General features: G+C 63.9%; 15 protein-coding genes. 12 read left to right on the forward strand and 3 right to left on the reverse strand.

Annotation, left to right across the window (positions count from 1 at the left end; translation table 11 throughout):
- The first annotated feature begins 226 nt into the window (after positions 1–226).
- From ACR9ZN_RS15375 to ACR9ZN_RS15385, 3 genes are all read left to right on the forward strand, one after another.
- A complete protein-coding gene (locus ACR9ZN_RS15375; protein ID WP_481272597.1) occupies positions 227–946 on the forward strand; it encodes a GAD-like domain-containing protein in 720 nt (239 codons plus the stop codon).
- A 142-nt stretch (positions 947–1088) separates the two neighbouring features.
- Positions 1089–1748 carry a dihydrofolate reductase family protein gene (locus ACR9ZN_RS15380; protein WP_481272598.1) on the forward strand — a complete coding sequence of 220 codons (660 nt, stop codon included), beginning with the start codon at positions 1089–1091 and terminating at the stop codon, positions 1746–1748.
- 343 nt (positions 1749–2091) lie between these two features.
- Complete coding sequence (locus ACR9ZN_RS15385; RefSeq protein WP_441771999.1) at positions 2092–3693, forward strand: phosphoenolpyruvate carboxykinase; 1602 nt, start codon at positions 2092–2094, stop codon at positions 3691–3693.
- 108 nt (positions 3694–3801) lie between these two features.
- Here ACR9ZN_RS15385 and ACR9ZN_RS15390 read toward each other — a convergent pair whose 3' ends face one another.
- Both ACR9ZN_RS15390 and ACR9ZN_RS15395 read right to left on the reverse strand, forming a co-directional pair.
- A complete protein-coding gene (locus tag ACR9ZN_RS15390) occupies positions 3802–4050 on the reverse strand; it encodes a hypothetical protein (RefSeq protein WP_454814829.1) in 249 nt (82 codons plus the stop codon).
- Between the two features lie 134 nt (positions 4051–4184).
- A complete protein-coding gene (locus ACR9ZN_RS15395) occupies positions 4185–5174 on the reverse strand; it encodes an AraC family transcriptional regulator (RefSeq protein ID WP_481272599.1) in 990 nt (329 codons plus the stop codon).
- Positions 5175–5339: 165 nt separating this feature from the next.
- On the opposite strand from ACR9ZN_RS15395, the gene ACR9ZN_RS15400 reads away from it, so the two are divergent.
- The 9 genes from ACR9ZN_RS15400 to ACR9ZN_RS15440 all read left to right on the forward strand — a co-directional run bounded on the left by ACR9ZN_RS15400 (position 5340) and on the right by ACR9ZN_RS15440 (position 16343).
- Positions 5340–6107 carry a 3-hydroxyacyl-CoA dehydrogenase gene (locus tag ACR9ZN_RS15400; protein ID WP_454814833.1) on the forward strand — a complete coding sequence of 256 codons (768 nt, stop codon included), beginning with the start codon at positions 5340–5342 and terminating at the stop codon, positions 6105–6107.
- Positions 6108–6167: 60 nt separating this feature from the next.
- Complete coding sequence (locus ACR9ZN_RS15405; RefSeq protein ID WP_454814835.1) at positions 6168–7352, forward strand: acetyl-CoA C-acyltransferase; 1185 nt, start codon at positions 6168–6170, stop codon at positions 7350–7352.
- A gap of 87 nt (positions 7353–7439) precedes the next feature.
- Positions 7440–9161, forward strand: a complete 1722-nt coding sequence (locus tag ACR9ZN_RS15410; RefSeq protein WP_481272600.1) for an AMP-binding protein — start codon at positions 7440–7442, stop codon at positions 9159–9161.
- A gap of 136 nt (positions 9162–9297) precedes the next feature.
- Positions 9298–10794: a CoA-acylating methylmalonate-semialdehyde dehydrogenase gene (locus tag ACR9ZN_RS15415; RefSeq protein ID WP_434957270.1), complete on the forward strand. Its 1497-nt coding sequence runs from the start codon at positions 9298–9300 to the stop codon at positions 10792–10794.
- Between the two features lie 181 nt (positions 10795–10975).
- Positions 10976–12118, forward strand: a complete 1143-nt coding sequence (locus ACR9ZN_RS15420) for an isobutyryl-CoA dehydrogenase (RefSeq protein ID WP_454814839.1) — start codon at positions 10976–10978, stop codon at positions 12116–12118.
- Positions 12118–13182 carry an enoyl-CoA hydratase/isomerase family protein gene (locus ACR9ZN_RS15425; RefSeq protein ID WP_481272602.1) on the forward strand — a complete coding sequence of 355 codons (1065 nt, stop codon included), beginning with the start codon at positions 12118–12120 and terminating at the stop codon, positions 13180–13182. The genes ACR9ZN_RS15420 and ACR9ZN_RS15425 overlap by 1 nt, the downstream gene beginning before the upstream one ends.
- 57 nt (positions 13183–13239) lie before the next feature.
- On the forward strand, positions 13240–14127 hold the full coding sequence (gene mmsB, locus ACR9ZN_RS15430; RefSeq protein ID WP_481272603.1) for a 3-hydroxyisobutyrate dehydrogenase: 888 nt from the start codon (positions 13240–13242) through the stop codon (positions 14125–14127).
- Between the two features lie 95 nt (positions 14128–14222).
- The gene (locus tag ACR9ZN_RS15435; protein ID WP_481272605.1) at positions 14223–14996 is read left to right on the forward strand and encodes an enoyl-CoA hydratase; all 774 of its coding nucleotides are present in this window, start codon (positions 14223–14225) and stop codon (positions 14994–14996) included.
- Positions 14997–15236: 240 nt separating this feature from the next.
- On the forward strand, positions 15237–16343 hold the full coding sequence (locus tag ACR9ZN_RS15440; protein WP_481272606.1) for a lysozyme inhibitor LprI family protein: 1107 nt from the start codon (positions 15237–15239) through the stop codon (positions 16341–16343).
- A gap of 214 nt (positions 16344–16557) precedes the next feature.
- Here the strand turns inward: ACR9ZN_RS15440 and ACR9ZN_RS15445 are convergent, their stop codons facing one another.
- Complete coding sequence (locus tag ACR9ZN_RS15445; protein ID WP_481272607.1) at positions 16558–18054, reverse strand: CoA-acylating methylmalonate-semialdehyde dehydrogenase; 1497 nt, start codon at positions 18052–18054, stop codon at positions 16558–16560.
- Positions 18055–18132: the final 78 nt, after the last annotated feature.

The following is an 18132-nucleotide window of genomic DNA, read 5'->3' on the forward strand; positions in this document are numbered from 1 at the left end:
CCCGAGGGCAACCCCGGATTGCACGAACGGCTGGCAGCAATATTGACCTTATGGACAAAAAATAGGCAACCCCATTTGGAAGAGATTTAAGGAAGGAGGATCCACATCGCCGCGCAGCTCTCTTTCGAACGAGGCGGAAACCCAAACTCCCGATTGCCAGCCATCTTCCCTATCGTCACATTGTACATATTAGCCGTCGATGTCTGGCCGGCAGGAAGATTCCATCATGCGCACCCTTGTTATCCTCCTTGGCTTGTTGAACTTGGGCTTGTTGAGCTTGCTCGTCGCGCCACGACCGGGCTTTGCCCAGGACAGACCGAAGGAGTTCCAAGCCTTCCTGACCGACTTCCCGCCGGGAAAGGATGTGCACCCCTTTCGCGGCGAGTTGTCGCCAGCACTAAAGGAGCACGTCCACCCCAGATTGATCGAGTTCTGGCAAAGGGTTGGCTTCGGCTCTTTCGGCAATGGCTTCATCACCTTTTTCGATCCGCGCGACGCCGAAACGATGCTGGCGCGTTGGCTCCTGCTCCAACATCCCGACCCCACGCGAGTCCCCATTGCGCGCACCGCCTTCGGCGACCTGATCTATTTTCGGGATCTGCGGCAAAGGGCGGCGGAAAACGGATTGCCTGCCGACTGGAAGACCGGTAGCGACGTGATCTTTCTCAGCATCCACTATCGCGGCAGTTCGGCCATCACCTGGTCCGTGGACGACTTCTTCACCAAGGATCTCAAGGGCTTCCTGCAGGAGAATCCGAAAGCCTTCCACGAGCTCTACTCGACGGTCGGCGGGCAGCCGCTCGCCCCTGGCGAATGCTTCTATTTCGTGCCGGCCCTTGCCCTCGGTGGCCAGGCGACCAAGAAATCCGTCGGCCGTGGCGACTGCCTCGTTCATCAGGAAATCCTGCTGCAATTGGCTCTTTCCTCCGGCCCCTCGCGCAAGTGACCCCATAGGGCGACGAAGAGCCGGGCGAAATATTGCGTTCCTTGTCGGGAGAGGACCTGCCCGCTCGTCCTTGGAGCATAACGCCATGCCTCCAACATAGCGGCCTCCCATCCAAACAAGGGCAATCAAAGGACATCTTCTCATGCGCAAGATCATCGGCGGCATATTCCAGTCTTTCGACGGCGTGATGCAGGCCCCCGGCGGCCCACCGGAGGATCCGACCGGCGGCTTCGAGCTCGGCGGCTGGTCGGCGACCTTCTGGGACGGCACGATGGGCACCGCGATGGGTGGCCTGTTCAGCAATCCCTTCGACCTGCTGCTCGGCCGCAAGACCTATGAGATCTTCGCAGCCCACTGGCCCTTCGTCGGTCCGGATGATCCCATCGGCCCAGCCTTCACCAAGGCAGCCAAATATGTGGTCACGCGCGGCAGCGAGCCTCTCGAATGGCAGAACAGCCATCGTCTCACCGATATCGCCGCCGTCGCCAAGGTGAAGCAGGGCGAAGGTCCCGACATCCTCATCCAGGGCAGCACGACGCTCTACCCCCAATTGCTGGCCGCGGGCCTGATCGACCGGCTCTTCGTCATGACCTTCCCGTTGGTGCTCGGCAAGGGCAAGCGCCTGTTCGGTACCGGCACGCCGTCCGGCGCCCTGAAACTGACCAGCCATGACGTTTCGAGCACAGGGGTCGTCATCGCCACCTATGAACCGGCCGGCCCCGTGCCAACAGGCACCTTTGAGCTTGCCGAACCGAGCCCGGCGGAGATCAAGCGTCGCGAGCGCATGAAGCACGAGGGCTGAGATTGGACAGGCTTGCCGGTCCCATCTGCAAGGCGGGACCGGAAATTGCGGCGTTCTCTCAAAGTATTAACCGGCATCGGGACGATCGCGGGCCTCTCTGCGATCGTCCTTTTCTGTCATTTGTCATAACAATACCAATGCCAGCCAGAATTCCGCCGCCGATGCATTTCGCCGCAACATTCGCATGACACTTCCGCCCGGCCGCCGTGCTAAGGTCGCATTTGGATGGGAAGCAGCCGCCCCCGCCATGCATCGCCATGGCAGCGAATGATTGGTGCGGTGCTGCCCGCGGGAACAAGGCCGGATAACGGGCCAGGCACCGGCAAATGTGAGGAAGCGTGATATGAAACTTCATGTTGTGGAAGGCGGCGCCAAAGACGAGATCGAGCCGATCCAGTTCAACAATCTCGGCGCGCTGCACGCCAATCTCGACGAGCCCTCGCTGATCGAGATTGCGATTCGCCGCGGCGAAGGCCTTCTCAGCCCCGGTGGCGCCCTGGTCGTCGATACCGGCAGCCATACCGGTCGCTCCCCGAAGGACAAATACATCGTCCGCGAGCGCGAGACCGAAGACTCTGTCTGGTGGACCAACAACAACGCGATCTCCCGCGCCGCCTTCGACACCCTGCTGGCCGACATGCTCTGGCATGCGACGGAAAAGCAGCTCTTCGTGCAGGACCTGCATGCCGGCGCCGATGAGGACAACGGTATCAAGGTCAAGGTCTATACCGAGCTGGCCTGGCACAGCCTGTTCATCCGCAATCTTTTGATTCGCCCCTCCGCCGATGACCTCGTCGGGTTCTATCCGGACCTCACCATCATCGACATGCCGAGCTTCAAGGCCGACCCTGCCAAATACGGCCTACGCTCGGAGACGGTGATCGCCTGCGATTTCACCCGCGGCGTCGTCTTGATCGGCGGCACGGCCTATGCCGGCGAGATGAAGAAGTCGGTGTTCTCCTATCTCAACTACATCCTGCCCGCGCGCGGCGTCATGCCGATGCATTGCTCGGCCAATGTCGGCCCTAGCAGCGTCTCGGCCCTGTTTTTCGGGCTTTCTGGCACCGGCAAGACCACATTGTCCGCTTCCCCCGACCGTTCGCTCATCGGCGATGACGAACATGGCTGGGGCCCGAACGGCATCTTCAACTTCGAAGGCGGCTGCTACGCCAAGACCATCAATCTCGACAAGCAGGCCGAGCCGCAGATCTTTGCCGCTTCGCAGCGCTTCGGAGCAGTCCTGGAAAACGTCTCGATCAATTCGATCACGCGCAGGCTCGACTTCACCGACGGCCGCAAGACCGAGAACACCCGCGCTGCCTATCCGCTGCATTTCATCGAAAATGCTTCGAAAACCAGTGCAGCCGGCCATCCCGGTACGGTGGTGATGCTGACGGCTGATGCTTTCGGCGTGATGCCGCCGATCGCCCGCCTCACGCCGGAGCAGGCCATCTACCACTTCCTCTCGGGCTTCACCGCCAAGCTCGCCGGCACGGAACGTGGCGTGACCGAACCGCAGCCGACCTTCTCGACCTGTTTCGGCGCCCCCTTCATGCCGCGCCATCCGGTCGAATATGCGCGCCTCCTGAAGGAGCTGATCGACAGGCACCAGGTCTCCTGCTGGCTGGTCAACACCGGCTGGACCGGCGGCGCCTATGGCACCGGACGCCGCATGCCGATCAAATGGACCCGCACCCTCCTCAATGCCGCCCTCGACGGCAGCCTCGACAGGGCCAAGTTCCGCACCGACCGCCATTTCGGCTTCCAGGTTCCGACCGCGGTGGAAGGCGTGCCGAGCCACGTGCTCGACCCCTTCAAGTCCTGGGCCGACAAGGCGGCCTATGAGAACCAGGCCCGCAGGCTGGTGGGCATGTTCACCGAGAACTTCAAGCAGTTCGAGGTGGCAGCCGACGAGACGACGATGAGCGCGGCGCTCGGCGGCTAAAGCATCGCGCCGAAAAATGGATCCCGATTTTCGGCAGGAAACGATACGGCAATAAAAGCCAAAGCGGCGGCTCCCCTGGCCACCGCTTTCTCTTTCTGCAGGACGGATCTAACGCGGTGGCGCCAGGAGCTTTTCCGCGCCCAGCGCGATGGCAAGGACGTCCTCGTCCGCATGGCGCCGACCAACGATCTGCAGGCCAATGCCAGAGGCCAGCAGATAGGACATCGCCGTGGTGCCCTGGCTCGCCGTCGCCAGCGGCCCGAAGGTGCCGAATACGATCATCGGCGTCATATGGGCCAGGCCGAATAATACCACCGACCGCAGGCCCAACGTCCTGTCCAATTTCACGTCCTGCATCGCTTCTCTCCCCTGGCGACAAGTTCTCCGGTTTGCCGGCGCTCGTCCTATCGTTGTCATCGGGAAGCTTGTGCCGATGCCGGCGATCGAACAATAACCCCAAGGAGTTATGACGGAACCGGCCGGCCCATCCGTCATTTCCCACGCGAGTGCCGGAATTCCCCGGGGCTGCAGCCGGCCCATTTGTGGAAAGCGCGGTGGAAGGCGCTCGGCTCGGTATAACCGAGATCGGCAGCGACCTGTCCAACCGGCTTGGCCGTGCGGAGCAGCCAGTCCAGGGCCAGCTTGCGGCGAATCTCCTCCTTGATTTCGGAGAAACTCTCGCCGTCTCCAGCCAGATGGCGCCGCAATGTCGGTTCGGACAGGTCCAACCTCGCGGCCATCTCGGCGAAGGAAGGCCATTCGGTAGGAGGGAGCTCGCGCAGGAGACGTCGCGTGGCGGAGGCAGCGCCACGGTCATAGCGATAGCGCCCCAATATGTTGGCCGGAGCGCCGGTTATGAAGCCCTGCAGCGTCTTCTCGGTCTGGCGTACCTTCAAGGACAGCAGCACACGGTCGAAGGTCAGCATGGTCTGTGGCCGATCGAAGTCGACCTTGGTGCCGAAGAAGTCGCGATGGTCTTCCCGGCCGCTCGGGAGGGGTCCGCGATAATGCAGCTCGCGGATCTCGAGCTGGCGCTTGACCAGCCAGCACACGACGCCGTGCAGCAGCAGGAAATAGGTGCGATAGGCAAAGGCCGGCCGCGGAGGAGCGGTCTCGCGCAGGATCACGCTGGCGCTCGTTTCTTCGATCACCAGTTCGCCCTTGGGCTCTCCCAGCACCAGGTTGAGAAAGCGCAAGCTCCGCCTGACGGCATGCTCCAGCGTCTGGCTGGAGATCACGGCGTGGCAGAGCATGGCGAAACTGCCCGGCGCCATCGGACGGGCACCGAAGCCGAAATATTCGCAGCTCATGATCTGCGCGATGCTGAGCCACAGCCGGCCATATTGCTCAGCCGACAGGCGAAAGCCCGGCAGATCGAGATCGCTCTCGCTGAATCCACCCGCCTCCAGCGCCGTCGCGAGGTCAAAGCCGCCGCGCCTCAGGGGCTCGAGCGTATCCTCGATAAAGCCGACGCCGATCATGGCGTGAATCTCTGCGCTCTCCAGGCCATCCGCGCCCCTTACGATATGGCAAAACCGATCACAATTTTAAGCACGAAGGGTCATCGAATGCCACCGCCGACGCGCGTAATATCGGTGCCAACGACAACGGCCCTCAAAGGGCCGACACGGGGAGAGTTCCGCGCCATGCAAATCCAAGATCGCGTCTTCCTGGTGACTGGTGGAGCGTCCGGGCTCGGCCATGCGGTAGCAGCGGAGTTCGTGAGCCGCGGCGGGCGTGTCCTGCTCTGCGATCTCAATGCCGAAGCCGGCGAGAAAGCCGCGGCGGCGCTGGGTCCTGCGGCCCGCTTCCAGCGCACCGACGTCGCCAATGCCGGGGATGGGCAGGCCGCCGTCGAGGCCGCCCTCGACGCCTTCGGCCGGCTCGACGGCCTGGTCAACTGCGCCGGCGTCGCCCCCAGCGAGCGCATCGTCGGACGTGACGGCCCGCATGATCTCGACCGCTTCGCCCGCACCATCCAGATCAATCTCGTCGGCACCTTCAACATGACGCGCCTCGCCGCCCGGGCAATCTCCACCAATGCGCCCGGCGAAGACGGCGAGCGCGGCGTCATCGTCAACACAGCTTCGATCGCGGCCTATGACGGCCAGATCGGCCAGGCCGCCTATGCCGCTTCCAAGGGCGGCGTCGTCAGCCTCACTCTGCCGGCAGCCCGCGAGCTCGCTCGCTTCGGCATCCGCGTCGTCGCCGTGGCGCCCGGCGTGTTCGAGACCCCGATGATGCAGGCCATGCCGGAAGAGGTCAGGACCTCGCTGGGTGCGACCGTCCCCTTCCCGCCCCGCCTCGGCCATCCGCAAGAGTTCGCCGCCTTGGTCTGCCACATCGTCGAAAACCGCATGCTCAATGGTGAAATCATCCGGCTCGACGGCGCCCTGCGCATGGCGCCGCGCTGATCGACCACACATGTCGCCGAAATCGGCGTAAAATCCTCCTTCGCAAAAAGGGACCTCAAGATGAATGACCCTGTCGTGATCGTCGGTTCCGCGCGGACCCCGCTCGGTGGTTTCCAGGGGGCCTTCTCCAGCCTGCCGGCGGCACGCCTCGGCGCAGCCGCCATCTCGGCCGCGGTGTCTCGGGCCGGGTTGCCCGCCGAAGCCATCGAGGAGACCGTGTTCGGCTGCGTGCTCAGCGCCGGCCAGGGCCAGGCCCCGGCTCGCCAGGCTGCCCTGGGCGCGGGCCTGGCGATTTCGACTCCCGCCACCACCGTCAACAAGATGTGCGGCTCGGGCATGCAGGCCGCCATGCTCGGCCATGACCTCATCGCCGCCGGCACGGCCGGCGTGGTGGTGGCCGGCGGCATGGAGAGCATGACCAACGCGCCCTACCTGCTCGACCGGGCGCGCAGCGGCTACCGCATGGGCCATGGCAGCGTGAAGGACCACATGTTCCTGGACGGGCTGGAGGACGCCTATGACAAGGGGCGACTGATGGGCACCTTCGCCGAGGATTGTGCTGAGGCCTATCAGTTCACCCGCGAGGCGCAGGACGAATTTGCCTTGCGCTCCCTGAGCCGAGCCCAGGCCGCCATCCGAGACGGACGTTTCGACAGCGAGATCGTGGCCGTTACCGTCGGTTCCGGTAAGACGGAGCAGGTCGTCGGCGTCGACGAGCAGCCGGGCAAGGCCCGCCCGGACAAGATTCCGACGCTGAAGCCCGCCTTCCGCGAGGGCGGCACGGTGACGGCAGCCAATTCGAGTTCGATCTCCGACGGCGCCGCTGCTTTGGTACTGATGCGCCGCTCCCAGGCGGAAAAGCGTGGTTTGGCCCCGCTCGCCGCGATCGTCGGCCATGCCTGCCACGCCCAGGAGCCGAACCGCTTCGCTACCGCTCCGATCGGCGCCATGCGCAAATTGTTCGAGCGCACCGGCTGGACGGCCGGCGAGGTAGACCTGTTCGAAATCAACGAGGCCTTCGCCGTGGTGACGATGGCGGCGATGCGAGACCTCGACCTGCCCGGCGACAAGGTCAATGTGCATGGCGGCGCCTGCGCCCTTGGCCATCCGATCGGCGCCTCTGGCGCCCGCGTGCTGGTAACGCTGCTGGCCGCCCTCGAAAGCCATGGACTGAGGCGCGGCGTCGCAAGTCTTTGCATCGGCGGCGGCGAAGCGACTGCCATGGCGGTGGAACGGTTGGCGTAAGTGGGGGCGGGTCTTCAGACCCGCCTTCATAGAAGCACTGGCGGGTCTGAAGACCCGTCTCCCGACGGCAACAGCGAGGAAACTTTCATGCCAGACTTTCGGCAGGCTCGTGACTTTCTGCTCAAGCATCGTAGCGATTACCAGACGGCTCGCGCCGGCTTCCGCTGGCCGGATGACTCCCATTTCAACTGGGCGCTCGATTGGTTCGACGCCGAGCTCGCCACCGCTGCCGAAAGCCGGGACCGCACGGCCCTGTGGATCGTCGATACAGCCACCGGAACCGATACCCGTTTCAGCTTTTCCGAGCTCAGCCGGCGCTCCAACCAGGTGGCGAATTTCCTGCGCGCTCAGGGCCTGAGACGCGGCGACCACGTGCTGGTGCTGCTCGGCAATGTGCCGGCTATCTGGGAAACGACGCTGGCGGCGATCAAGCTCGGGCTGATCCTCATTCCGGCTACGACGCTGCTCACCCCGGACGAGCTCGCCGACCGTTTCGACCGCGGCAGGGCCCGCGCCATCATCGCCGAGCGCGACCAGCTCGCCAAATGCGAAGATGTGGCGCCACCGGAAGTCAAGCGCATCGCCGTCGGCCCCGGCGGAGGAGCCGGCTGGATCACCTATGTCGAAGCTTTCAACCAGCCCACCACCTTCACACCGGATAGCCCGACCCATCCGCACGATCCGCTGCTGCTCTATTTCACCTCCGGCACCACGGCCAAGCCCAAGCTGGTGCGCCATTCCCAGCGCAGCTATCCCGTCGGCGCGCTCTCGACCATGTACTGGCTCGGCCTGCAGCCGGGAGACGTCCATCTCAACGTCTCCTCGCCCGGCTGGGCCAAGCATGCCTGGAGTTCGTTCTTCGCGCCCTGGAATGCCGGTGCCACGGTGCTGGTGATCAACCAGCCGCAATTCAGCGCCAAAGTCCTGCTGCGCGAACTCGAACGCTGCGAGGTCACCACGCTCTGTGCCCCGCCGACCGTCTGGCGCCTGCTGATCCAGGAGGATCTTGCCGCCACCAAGGTTTCGCTGCGCGAAGTGTGCGGGGCCGGCGAGCCGCTCAATCCGGAAGTGATCGAACGGGTCCGCAACGCCTGGGGGCTGACCATCCGCGACGGCTACGGCCAGACCGAAACCACGGCCCAGATCGCCAATTCGCCGGGACAGACGATCAAGGTCGGTGCAATGGGCCGCCCCCTCCCCGGCTACGACATCCGCGTCCTCGACGCCGATGGCAAGCCTGCCATGGAAGGCGAGGTCTGCCTGCCGCTCGGCGACACACGTTCGGCCGGTCTGATGCAGGGCTATCAGGGGATCGACGGCAAGCTCGGAGGTTTGGAGGACGAGGTCTATCACACCGGCGACGTCGCCTTCATCGACGAGGACGGCTACCTCACTTTCGTCGGCCGCGCCGACGACGTCTTCAAGTCCTCCGACTACCGCATCAGTCCCTTCGAGCTCGAAAGCGTGCTGATCGAACACGAGACGGTGGCCGAGGCCGCCATAGTGCCGGTGCCCGATCCCATCCGCCTGTCGATCCCCAAGGCCTATGTGCTGCTGGTCGGCGCGGCCAAGCCGTCGCGCGAGACGGCGCTGTCGATCTTCCGCTACACCAGCGAACGGCTCGCCCCCTTCAAGCGCATCCGCCGCATCGAATTCGTCACTGAATTGCCCAAGACGATCTCCGGCAAGATCCGCCGCGTCCAGCTGCGTCGGCTGGAGGTGGAGGGCGATACGCAAAGCGCATTCCGGGGCGTTGAATTCGCCGAGACCGATTTCCCGGAGATGGCATCGGAGAGGAAGCGCGCATAGGGTTGCGGCAGCGGCGTTCCGGGTGCGCGGACGTCTCGTCCGCTTCTTGCTCTCGGCAGACACTGTGTTTCCAAGAGCGGACGAGACGTCCGCGCACCCGGAAAATGAAATTCACAACACGATGAAGGACCAAGCCATGCGACAGATCGGACATTTCATTGCCGGCAAGCGCGTCGAGGGCACCAGCGGCCGCTATGCCGACGTGTTCAATCCCACCACCGGCGAAGTGCAGGCCAAGGTGGCGCTCGCCAGCAAGGCCGAGTTGCGGGCCGCGGTCGAAAATGCCCGCGAGGCACAGGTGGTCTGGGCGGGCTGGAATCCGCAGCGGCGCGCCCGTGTGATGATGCGCTTCCTCGAATTGATGCGGGACGAGCATGACAGTCTGGCCGAACTCCTGGCGAGCGAGCATGGCAAGACCGTGCCGGATGCCAAGGGTGACATCCAGCGCGGCCTCGAAGTGGTGGAGTTCGCCATCGGCATCCCGCATCTGCTCAAGGGTGAATATACCGAGAGCGCCGGTACCGGCATCGACGTCTATTCCCTGCGTCAGCCGCTGGGTGTCGTCGCCGGCATCACGCCTTTCAACTTCCCCGCCATGATCCCCTTGTGGAAATGCGCCCCGGCGCTGGCCTGCGGCAATGCCTTCATCCTCAAGCCCTCCGAACGTGATCCCTCCGTGCCGATCCGCATCGCCGAACTGTTCCTTGAAGCAGGCCTGCCGGCGGGCGTGTTCAATGTGGTCAACGGCGACAAGGAAGCGGTCGACGCCATTCTCGACGACGAAGACATCCGGGCCGTGGGTTTCGTCGGCTCGACCCCGATCGCCGAATATATCTATGTCCGCGCCGCCCAGACCGGCAAGAGAGCCCAGTGCTTCGGCGGCGCCAAGAACCACGCCATCATCATGCCGGATGCCGACATGGACCAGGTGGTCGATGCCTTGATCGGCGCCGGCTACGGTTCGGCGGGCGAACGCTGCATGGCGATCTCGGTCGCCGTTCCCGTCACCAAGCCGACGGCTGATGCCTTGATGGAAAAGCTGATCCCGCGGGTGGAATCGCTGAAGATCGGTCCCTCCAGTGACGGCTCCGCCGATTACGGCCCTCTCGTCACCCGCGAGGCGGTGGAGCGCGTCAAACACTATGTCGAGATCGGCATCAACGAGGGCGCGAAACTAGCCGTCGACGGCCGCAATTTCCGTCTCCAGGGCTATGAGAACGGCTTCTTCATGGGTGGCTGCCTGTTCGACGAGGTCAAGCCGGAGATGACCATCTACAAGGAGGAAATCTTCGGCCCGGTGCTCTCCGTGGTGCGTGCACACGATTACGAGGAAGCGCTGGCTCTGCCGACCAAGCATTCCTACGGCAACGGCGTGGCGATCTTCACGCGCGACGGCGATGCTGCCCGAGACTTCGCCGCCAGGGTCAATGTCGGCATGGTCGGCATCAACGTGCCGATCCCGGTGCCGATCGCGTATCACACCTTCGGCGGCTGGAAGCGCTCGGGCTTCGGCGACCTTAACCAGCACGGGCCGGATTCGATCCGCTTCTATACCAAGACCAAGACGGTGACCTCGCGCTGGCCGAGCGGCATCAAGAGCGGCGCGGATTTCTCGATCCCGACGATGCGGTGAGGCAATCTTTACCCTCCCCTGGAGGGGGAGGGTCGACGCGCAGCGTCGGGGTGGGGTGTCTGCACGACCGATCCCAGTCTAGCGCCGCCCAATCTGGCAGAACGCTGCGCCAGTCACCCGACCCCGGCCCTTTGGGCCGCCCCTCCCCCTCCAGGGGAGGGTAGGAAACGAGGCAACCACCATGGATTTCGAACTCAGCGACGAACAGGTGGCCATTCGGGAGATGGCGGCCGGCTTCGCGGCGGAGGCGATCGCCCCGCACGCCCTCGAATGGGATCAGAACAAGCATTTTCCCATCGACACGCTCAAGGCGGCCGCCGGGCTCGGCATGGCCGCGATCTATGTGCGCGAGGATGTCGGCGGCTCCGGCCTCACCCGGCTCGATGCGGCGTTGATCTTCGAAGCCCTGTCCTCGGGCTGCCCGGCCGTCGCCGCCTTCCTGTCGATCCACAATATGTGCGCCTGGATCGTCGATAGCTATGGTTCGCCCGAACAGCGCCAGCAATGGCTGCCGGCGATGACCAGAATGGAGACGATTGCCAGCTATTGCCTGACCGAGCCCGGCTATGGCTCGGATGCCGGCAACCTGGCTACCCGGGCGACGCACGAGGGTGATAATTACGTCCTCAACGGCCAGAAGCAGTTCATCTCGGGTGCCGGTGCCAGCGATCTCTACATCGTGATGGCCCGCACCGGCGGCGATGGCCCCAAGGGCATCTCCACCTTCATCGTGCCGAAGGACACGCCTGGTCTTTCCTTTGGCGCCAGCGAGAAGAAGATGGGCTGGCATGCCCAGCCGACCCGCGCCGTGATGTTTGAGAATGTCCGAGTTCCCGCCGCCAACCGCATTGCCGAAGAGGGCCAGGGCTTTCGTATCGCCATGGCGGCGCTCGACGGCGGGCGCCTCAACATTGCCGCCTGCTCGCTCGGCGGCGCCCAGGCGGCTCTCGACAAGGCGATCGCCTATATGGGCGAGCGCAAAGCCTTCGGAAGGAAGATCTCGGATTTCCAGGCCCTGCAATTCCGCCTTGCCGACATGGCGACGGAACTGGAAGTGGCGCGCACCTTCCTGTGGCGGGCCGCCTGCGCGCTCGATGCCAAGAGCCCCGAGGCGACGCGCTTTTGCGCCATGGCCAAGCGCTTCGTCACCGATGCCGGTTTCGAGGTTGCCAATCAGGCGCTGCAGCTTCACGGTGGCTATGGCTATCTGAGCGAATATGGCGTCGAGAAGATCGTCAGGGATCTCAGGGTGCACCAGATTCTGGAAGGAACCAACGAAATCATGCGCGTGATCATTGCCCGTGCCCTGCTGGGGAACCGCTAATGGCAGCAGAAGAGACGCTTCCGGACGTGATCGTCGAACGCACAGGCTCGCTTGGCCGCATTCGGCTCAATCGCCCCAAGGCGATGAACAGCCTCACGCGCGACATGGTACATCTGATCGCGCCGGCCCTCGACGCGTTCGAGAAAGATGCCGCCATCGCCGCCATACTGCTGACGGGCGAAGGCGAGCGTGGCCTGTGCGCCGGGGGCGACATCCGGGCCCTTTACGAAGGCGAACGCACGCCCGATGGTACGGGCGCGAAATTCTGGCGTGACGAATATCGCGTCAATGCCCGCATCGCCCGCTTTCCCAAGCCCTATCTGGCCGTGATGGACGGCATCACCATGGGCGGCGGCATCGGCCTGTCGGCTCACGGCGCCCACCGCATCGTCACCGAGCGCAGCCGCATCGCCATGCCTGAAGTCGGCATCGGCTTCGTGCCGGATGTCGGCGGCACCTGGCTGCTCGCCCATGCGCCGGGCGAGATCGGTACCTATCTCGCCCTCACCGGCGAGACGATCGGGCCTGCCGATGCTGTTTATGCCGGCCTGGCCGACCTCCAGATCCCTCAGGGCAGCATTCCCGCGTTGATCGACAAGCTGGCTCAGTTGATGCCTGGAACCGACAATGAGGCAATCCGCGCCATGCTTGCAAAGCATGCCGTGCAGCCTGAACTCGCTCGCCTTTCCGAGCATCGCACGCTGATCGATCGCTGCTTTGCCGGCTCCTCCGTCGAGGCCATCCTGCAAGCTCTCGAAGCGGATGGTACGCCCTTCTCCCTGAAGACGCGCGACCTCATCGCCTCCAAATCGCCGACCAGCCTCAAGCTCACCTTCTGCCTGATCCGTCTGGCCCGCGAGGCCGATGGCCTTGAAGAGGCTCTGGAACGCGAATTTGCTGCCGCGGTCGCGGTGGCCCAGGGCCACGATTTCTACGAGGGCGTACGGGCAGCCATCATCGACAAGGATCGCAATCCACACTGGTCACCCGCAAGCCTCGCAGAGGTCGATGACCACGATATCGAAGCCTGTATCCAACCGGTGGCGAATCGAGTGTTTCCCTGAGCGCATGCCTATGCGCAAGGCACCGATCCTGATCGTATTCTCGCAGAGGAGTTCCCAATGGCCAACAGCAAGATAGGTTTCATTGGTCTCGGCAATATGGGCGGACCGATGGCCGCCAATCTGGTCAAGGCCGGGCACGCGGTGCGCGGCTTCGATCTGTCCCAGGTCTCGCTCGACAGTGCGCGTGCTGATGGCGTCACCATCGCCGCCTCCGCCGCCGAAGCGGTCAAGGATGCCGACGCCGTGGTCACCATGCTGCCGGCCGGCGCCCATGTGCTGACGGTATGGTCAGATCTGGTCAGCCTCGTGCCTGCGGGCGCGCTGCTGATCGACAGCTCCACCATCGACGTTGACAGCGCCCGCAAGGCCCATGAGATCGCGACCGGACGTAACCTAGCCGCCGTGGATGCTCCCGTCTCGGGCGGCGTCGGCGGCGCCAAGGCCGGCACGCTGACCTTCATGGTGGGCGGCCCGGACGAGGCCTTCGCCCGGGCCGAGCCGCTGCTCACCATAATGGGCAAGCGCGTGGTGCATTGCGGCGGCGCCGGCGCCGGCCAGGCGGCCAAGATCTGCAACAACATGATCCTCGGCATTTCGATGATTGGGGTCTGCGAGGCCTTCGCGCTCGGTGAAAAGCTCGGCCTGTCGCAGCAGGCGCTCTACGATGTCGCTTCGACCTCCTCGGGCCAGTGCTGGTCTCTCACCACCTATTGCCCCGTGCCGGGGCCGGTGCCGACCTCGCCCGCCAACAACGACTACAAGCCGGGCTTCGCGGCGGCCCTGATGCTCAAGGATCTCAAGCTCGCCCAGGCGGCCGCCAATTCGGTCGGCGCCAACACGCCGCTTGGCGCCGAAGCCGCCCAGCTCTATTCCCTGTTCGACGGCCTCGGCCACGGTACGGAAGATTTTTCCGCCATCATCCGGCTGCTTCGGGGCAGGAGCTGAGTTTCATCAACATGGCAGCCGGCTCAGTATTTCAAATGAAGGGCGCATTTCCCTCTCCTTGAGGACGGAAATGCCCAAAGGTTTGAGGACCAGACATGACCTATGAGACCATCATCACCGAAAAGCGCGGACGCGTGTTGCTGATCACGCTCAACCGGCCCGAGGCCCTCAACGCCCTCAACCGCAAGCTGGCCGGCGAACTCCTGGCGGTGACCCAGGCGGCGGACGTCGATCCCGGCATCGGCTGCCTGGTGATCACCGGTTCCGCCAAGGCCTTCGCCGCCGGCGCCGACATCAAGGAGATGCAGGCTCAGAGCTTCGTCGACATGCACAGCAGCGACTGGTTCTCGGAATGGAACCATTTCGCGGCTTCTCGCAAGCCGAAGATCGCAGCTGTAGCCGGCTATGCTTTGGGCGGAGGCTGCGAACTCGCGCTCATGTGCGATTTCATCCTGGCCGCCGACACCGCCAAATTCGGCCAACCGGAGATCAAGCTCGGCGTGATCCCCGGCATGGGCGGCAGCCAGAGGCTGGTACGCTCGATCGGCAAGTCCAAGGCGATGGAATTGTGCCTCACCGGCCGGCTGATGGACGCCGCCGAGGCCGAGCGCTGCGGCCTGGCCTCGCGCATCATTCCGGCCGCGGATCTCGTCGAGGACGCGGTGAAGACGGCTGAAACCATCGCCAACATGTCGCTGACGGCAAGCATGGTGATGAAGGAAGCGATCAACCAGGCCTATGAACTGCCGCTCGCCAGCGGCCTCACCTTCGAGCGCCGCGTTTTCCAGGCTCTGTTCTCGACGCAGGACCAGAAGGAAGGCATGGCTGCCTTCGTGGAGAAGCGCCCGGCGCAGTTCCATCAAGGATAGGTTCGGGGCTCTCACCGCGAAAACGTTGCAATGGCGGGCCGGTCCCCGACCAGCCCGAATTGCTCGGCGCGGGCACCTACCTACACACCTGTTCCCACGAGGATGATGGCGAAACCAAGCCCCTATGGGAGCGCGGAGGATCGGTGCCCTGATCAGGCAAGTTTCCATTCCGAAAGGACCACAAACTAGGCACTGCAAATCTTCCTTGGCCGATTGAGGTTGCCGGAGATCCAGGTATAAGTGCGGCATGATGGGAACCATACTGGTATAGTGGCCCTCTCATCTGTCACGACTTTTAATACAGAGGCACCAGGGATGAAGAATTTTTGCGCGCAACTCGCTCCCCTTGCCCTGGCAATTCCCATTCTTCTAGCGGCTGCGCTTTCCGCCCATGCAGGATCCTGGGCGGATGCGAAGGCCGATCCGTCATTCTCGAAGTCGCAACAGATCTGTCGATCGGCGAAGACGGTGGACATTTCCGAACCAGCCCAACCTGACGACAAGGCCCCTTGCGACTCCGAGGCGCTCTACTACGGCATCGGGATGAAGGCAGACCTCGACGCGGCTCGGCGCTGTGCCGCACAGGAGGCAAAGGGACCCGACGGAAACGAAACGCCCTTCGGCGGCAACAGCCTTCTCATGATGATGTATGCCAATGGAGTCGGGGCACCGCGCGACCTCAATCGGGCAATCGCCCTTGCCTGCCAACTCAACGGTGCCGATTACGAAATGGATCTTCGCATCCAGCATCTCGCCAAGCTGCGCACCGAAGGATGGGCGGGCACGGATTTCAGCGTATGCGACGACGCCACGAGCGGCTTCCTCGGCGGCGCCTGCGAGGTCCATGCCTCCCGCATCGAGAACGCTCAACGCGATCAGGCCATCACGACCCTCTCCAGGGATTGGAACGATCAGCAGAAGGCAGCCTTGGCCCGGCTTCAGACTGCATCGGCGGCCTATGCGGACGCCGTCGGGAAGAATGAGGTGGATCTCAGCGGCACACTTCGCGCGGCCATGCAGACCGACGCGACGGACGCGGCCAAAAAGGCCTTCCACGACGATCTTCGGCAGGTCGTCAACGGCAAGGTTCAGAAATTCAGCACACCGCAACTGGCCAAGGCCGATGCCACCCTGAACACGACCTATCAGAAGGTCATGCGCCTGAAGAACTTCTCCTACGGCACGGTCCAGAAAAGCGGCATTCATGAGACCCAGCGTGCCTGGCTCACCTATCGCGACGCTTTCGCGGACTTTGTTGCCGAGGCTTTTCCAGGTCGCTCCGCCGATGACATCAAGGGCGTGCTGACCAATGAACGTATTGCCGCGCTACGCGAATTCCTGTCGTGACCCTCGCTGAGCAGGGGGGCGGCAGCAGGGTTTGCTCGGAGCCAGCAGGCGCGCGGCTCGGATAGGCGGGCCGGCAAGCCGCAGCCTTCTTGCCGAAAAAGCTGAAATCCCTCGACCACCCTGTAGCCGAAGCTGTCCCCGGCGGTCATTGCGGCGAAGCCGCACTCCATAAGCCAAGAAGGAATGCGGCTCCGCCGAGTGTTTACGCCCGATCTCAGTTCGTCGAGGGGAAGTTGAGGTTCACGCCCGAGCGGATGCCGGTAGGCCAGCGGGCGGTCACGGTCTTCAGGCGGGTATAGAAGCGCACGCCCTCCATGCCGTAGATCGAGTGGTCGCCGAACAACGAGCGCTTCCAGCCGCCGAACGAGTGGTAGGCGACCGGTACCGGCAGTGGCACGTTGACGCCGACCATGCCGACCTCGATGCTGTCGGCAAAGGCGCGCGCCGCATCGCCGTCACGGGTGAAGATGGCGGTACCATTCCCATATTCGTGATCATTGATCATCTTGGTGGCATGCGCATAGTCGCGTGCGCGCACCATGGAAAGCACCGGCCCGAAGATCTCCTCCTTGTAGATCGACATCTCTTCGATGACGTGATCGAACAAAGTGGCGCCGACATAATAGCCGTTTTCATAGCCCTGCAGCTTGAGCCCGCGACCGTCGACCACCAGCTTGGCGCCTTCCTTCACGCCGGCATCGATATAGCCAAGTACCTTTTCCTGATGCTGCTTGGTGACCAGCGGCCCCATCTCGGCCTGCGGATCGGCGGCAGGGCCGACCTTGAGCTTGTTGATGCGCGGCAGCAGATGTTCGACCAGCACGTCGGCGGTCTTATCGCCGATCGGCACGGCCACCGAGATCGCCATGCAGCGCTCGCCCGCCGAGCCGTAGGCCGCCGAGACCAGCGCATCGGCGGCTTGGTCCATGTCGGCATCCGGCATCACCACCATGTGGTTCTTGGCACCACCGAGAGCCTGGCAGCGCTTGCCGTTGGCAGCAGCCGTCGCATAGATGTACTGGGCGATCGGCGTCGAACCGACGAAGCTGATAGCCTTGACGTCGGGGTGATGCAGCAGCGCGTCGACGGCTTCCTTGTCGCCGTTGACGACATTGAGCACGCCTTCCGGCAGGCCGGTATCGAGGAGGAGCTGAGCGACCGCCAGGGCGGCCGAGGGATCGCGCTCGGACGGCTTGAGGATGAAGGTGTTGCCGGCCGCGATCGCCACCGGATACATCCACAGCGGCACCATGGCGGGAAAGTTGAACGGCGTGATGCCGGCGACGACGCCGAGGGGCTGGCGGTCATTATGGGTGTCGATGGCCGGGCCGACGTTGCGGCTGAATTCACCAGCCAGCAGATGCGGAATGCCGCAGGCGAATTCCACCACTTCGAGGCCGCGTTGCACCTCGCCGAGGGCATCGGAATGGGTCTTGCCATGCTCGGCCGAGATCGCCTGGGCAATCTTGTCGGCATTGGCCTCGATCAGTTCCTTGAACTTGAACATGTAGCGGGCCCGCTTGAGCGGCGCCGTGGTCGACCAGGCAGGGAAGGCCTTCTTCGCCGCCTGCACGGCGGCATCGACATCTGCGGTCGAGGACAAGCCGAGCTCACCGCTCTGCTCGCCGGTGGCGGGGTTGAACACGGGCGCGAAGCGTCCGCTGGTGGTGGCGGTCTGCTTGCCGCCGATCAGATTGTCGATACGGGCCATGGGGTTTCCTCAAGGAGTTTGTCTTGCTGCGCACCTTAGGAGCGATCCATCCTTCTCCCCTGCGAGAGAAGGTGCTCC

The organism is Labrys sp. HAY1-8F (assembly GCF_056754975.1).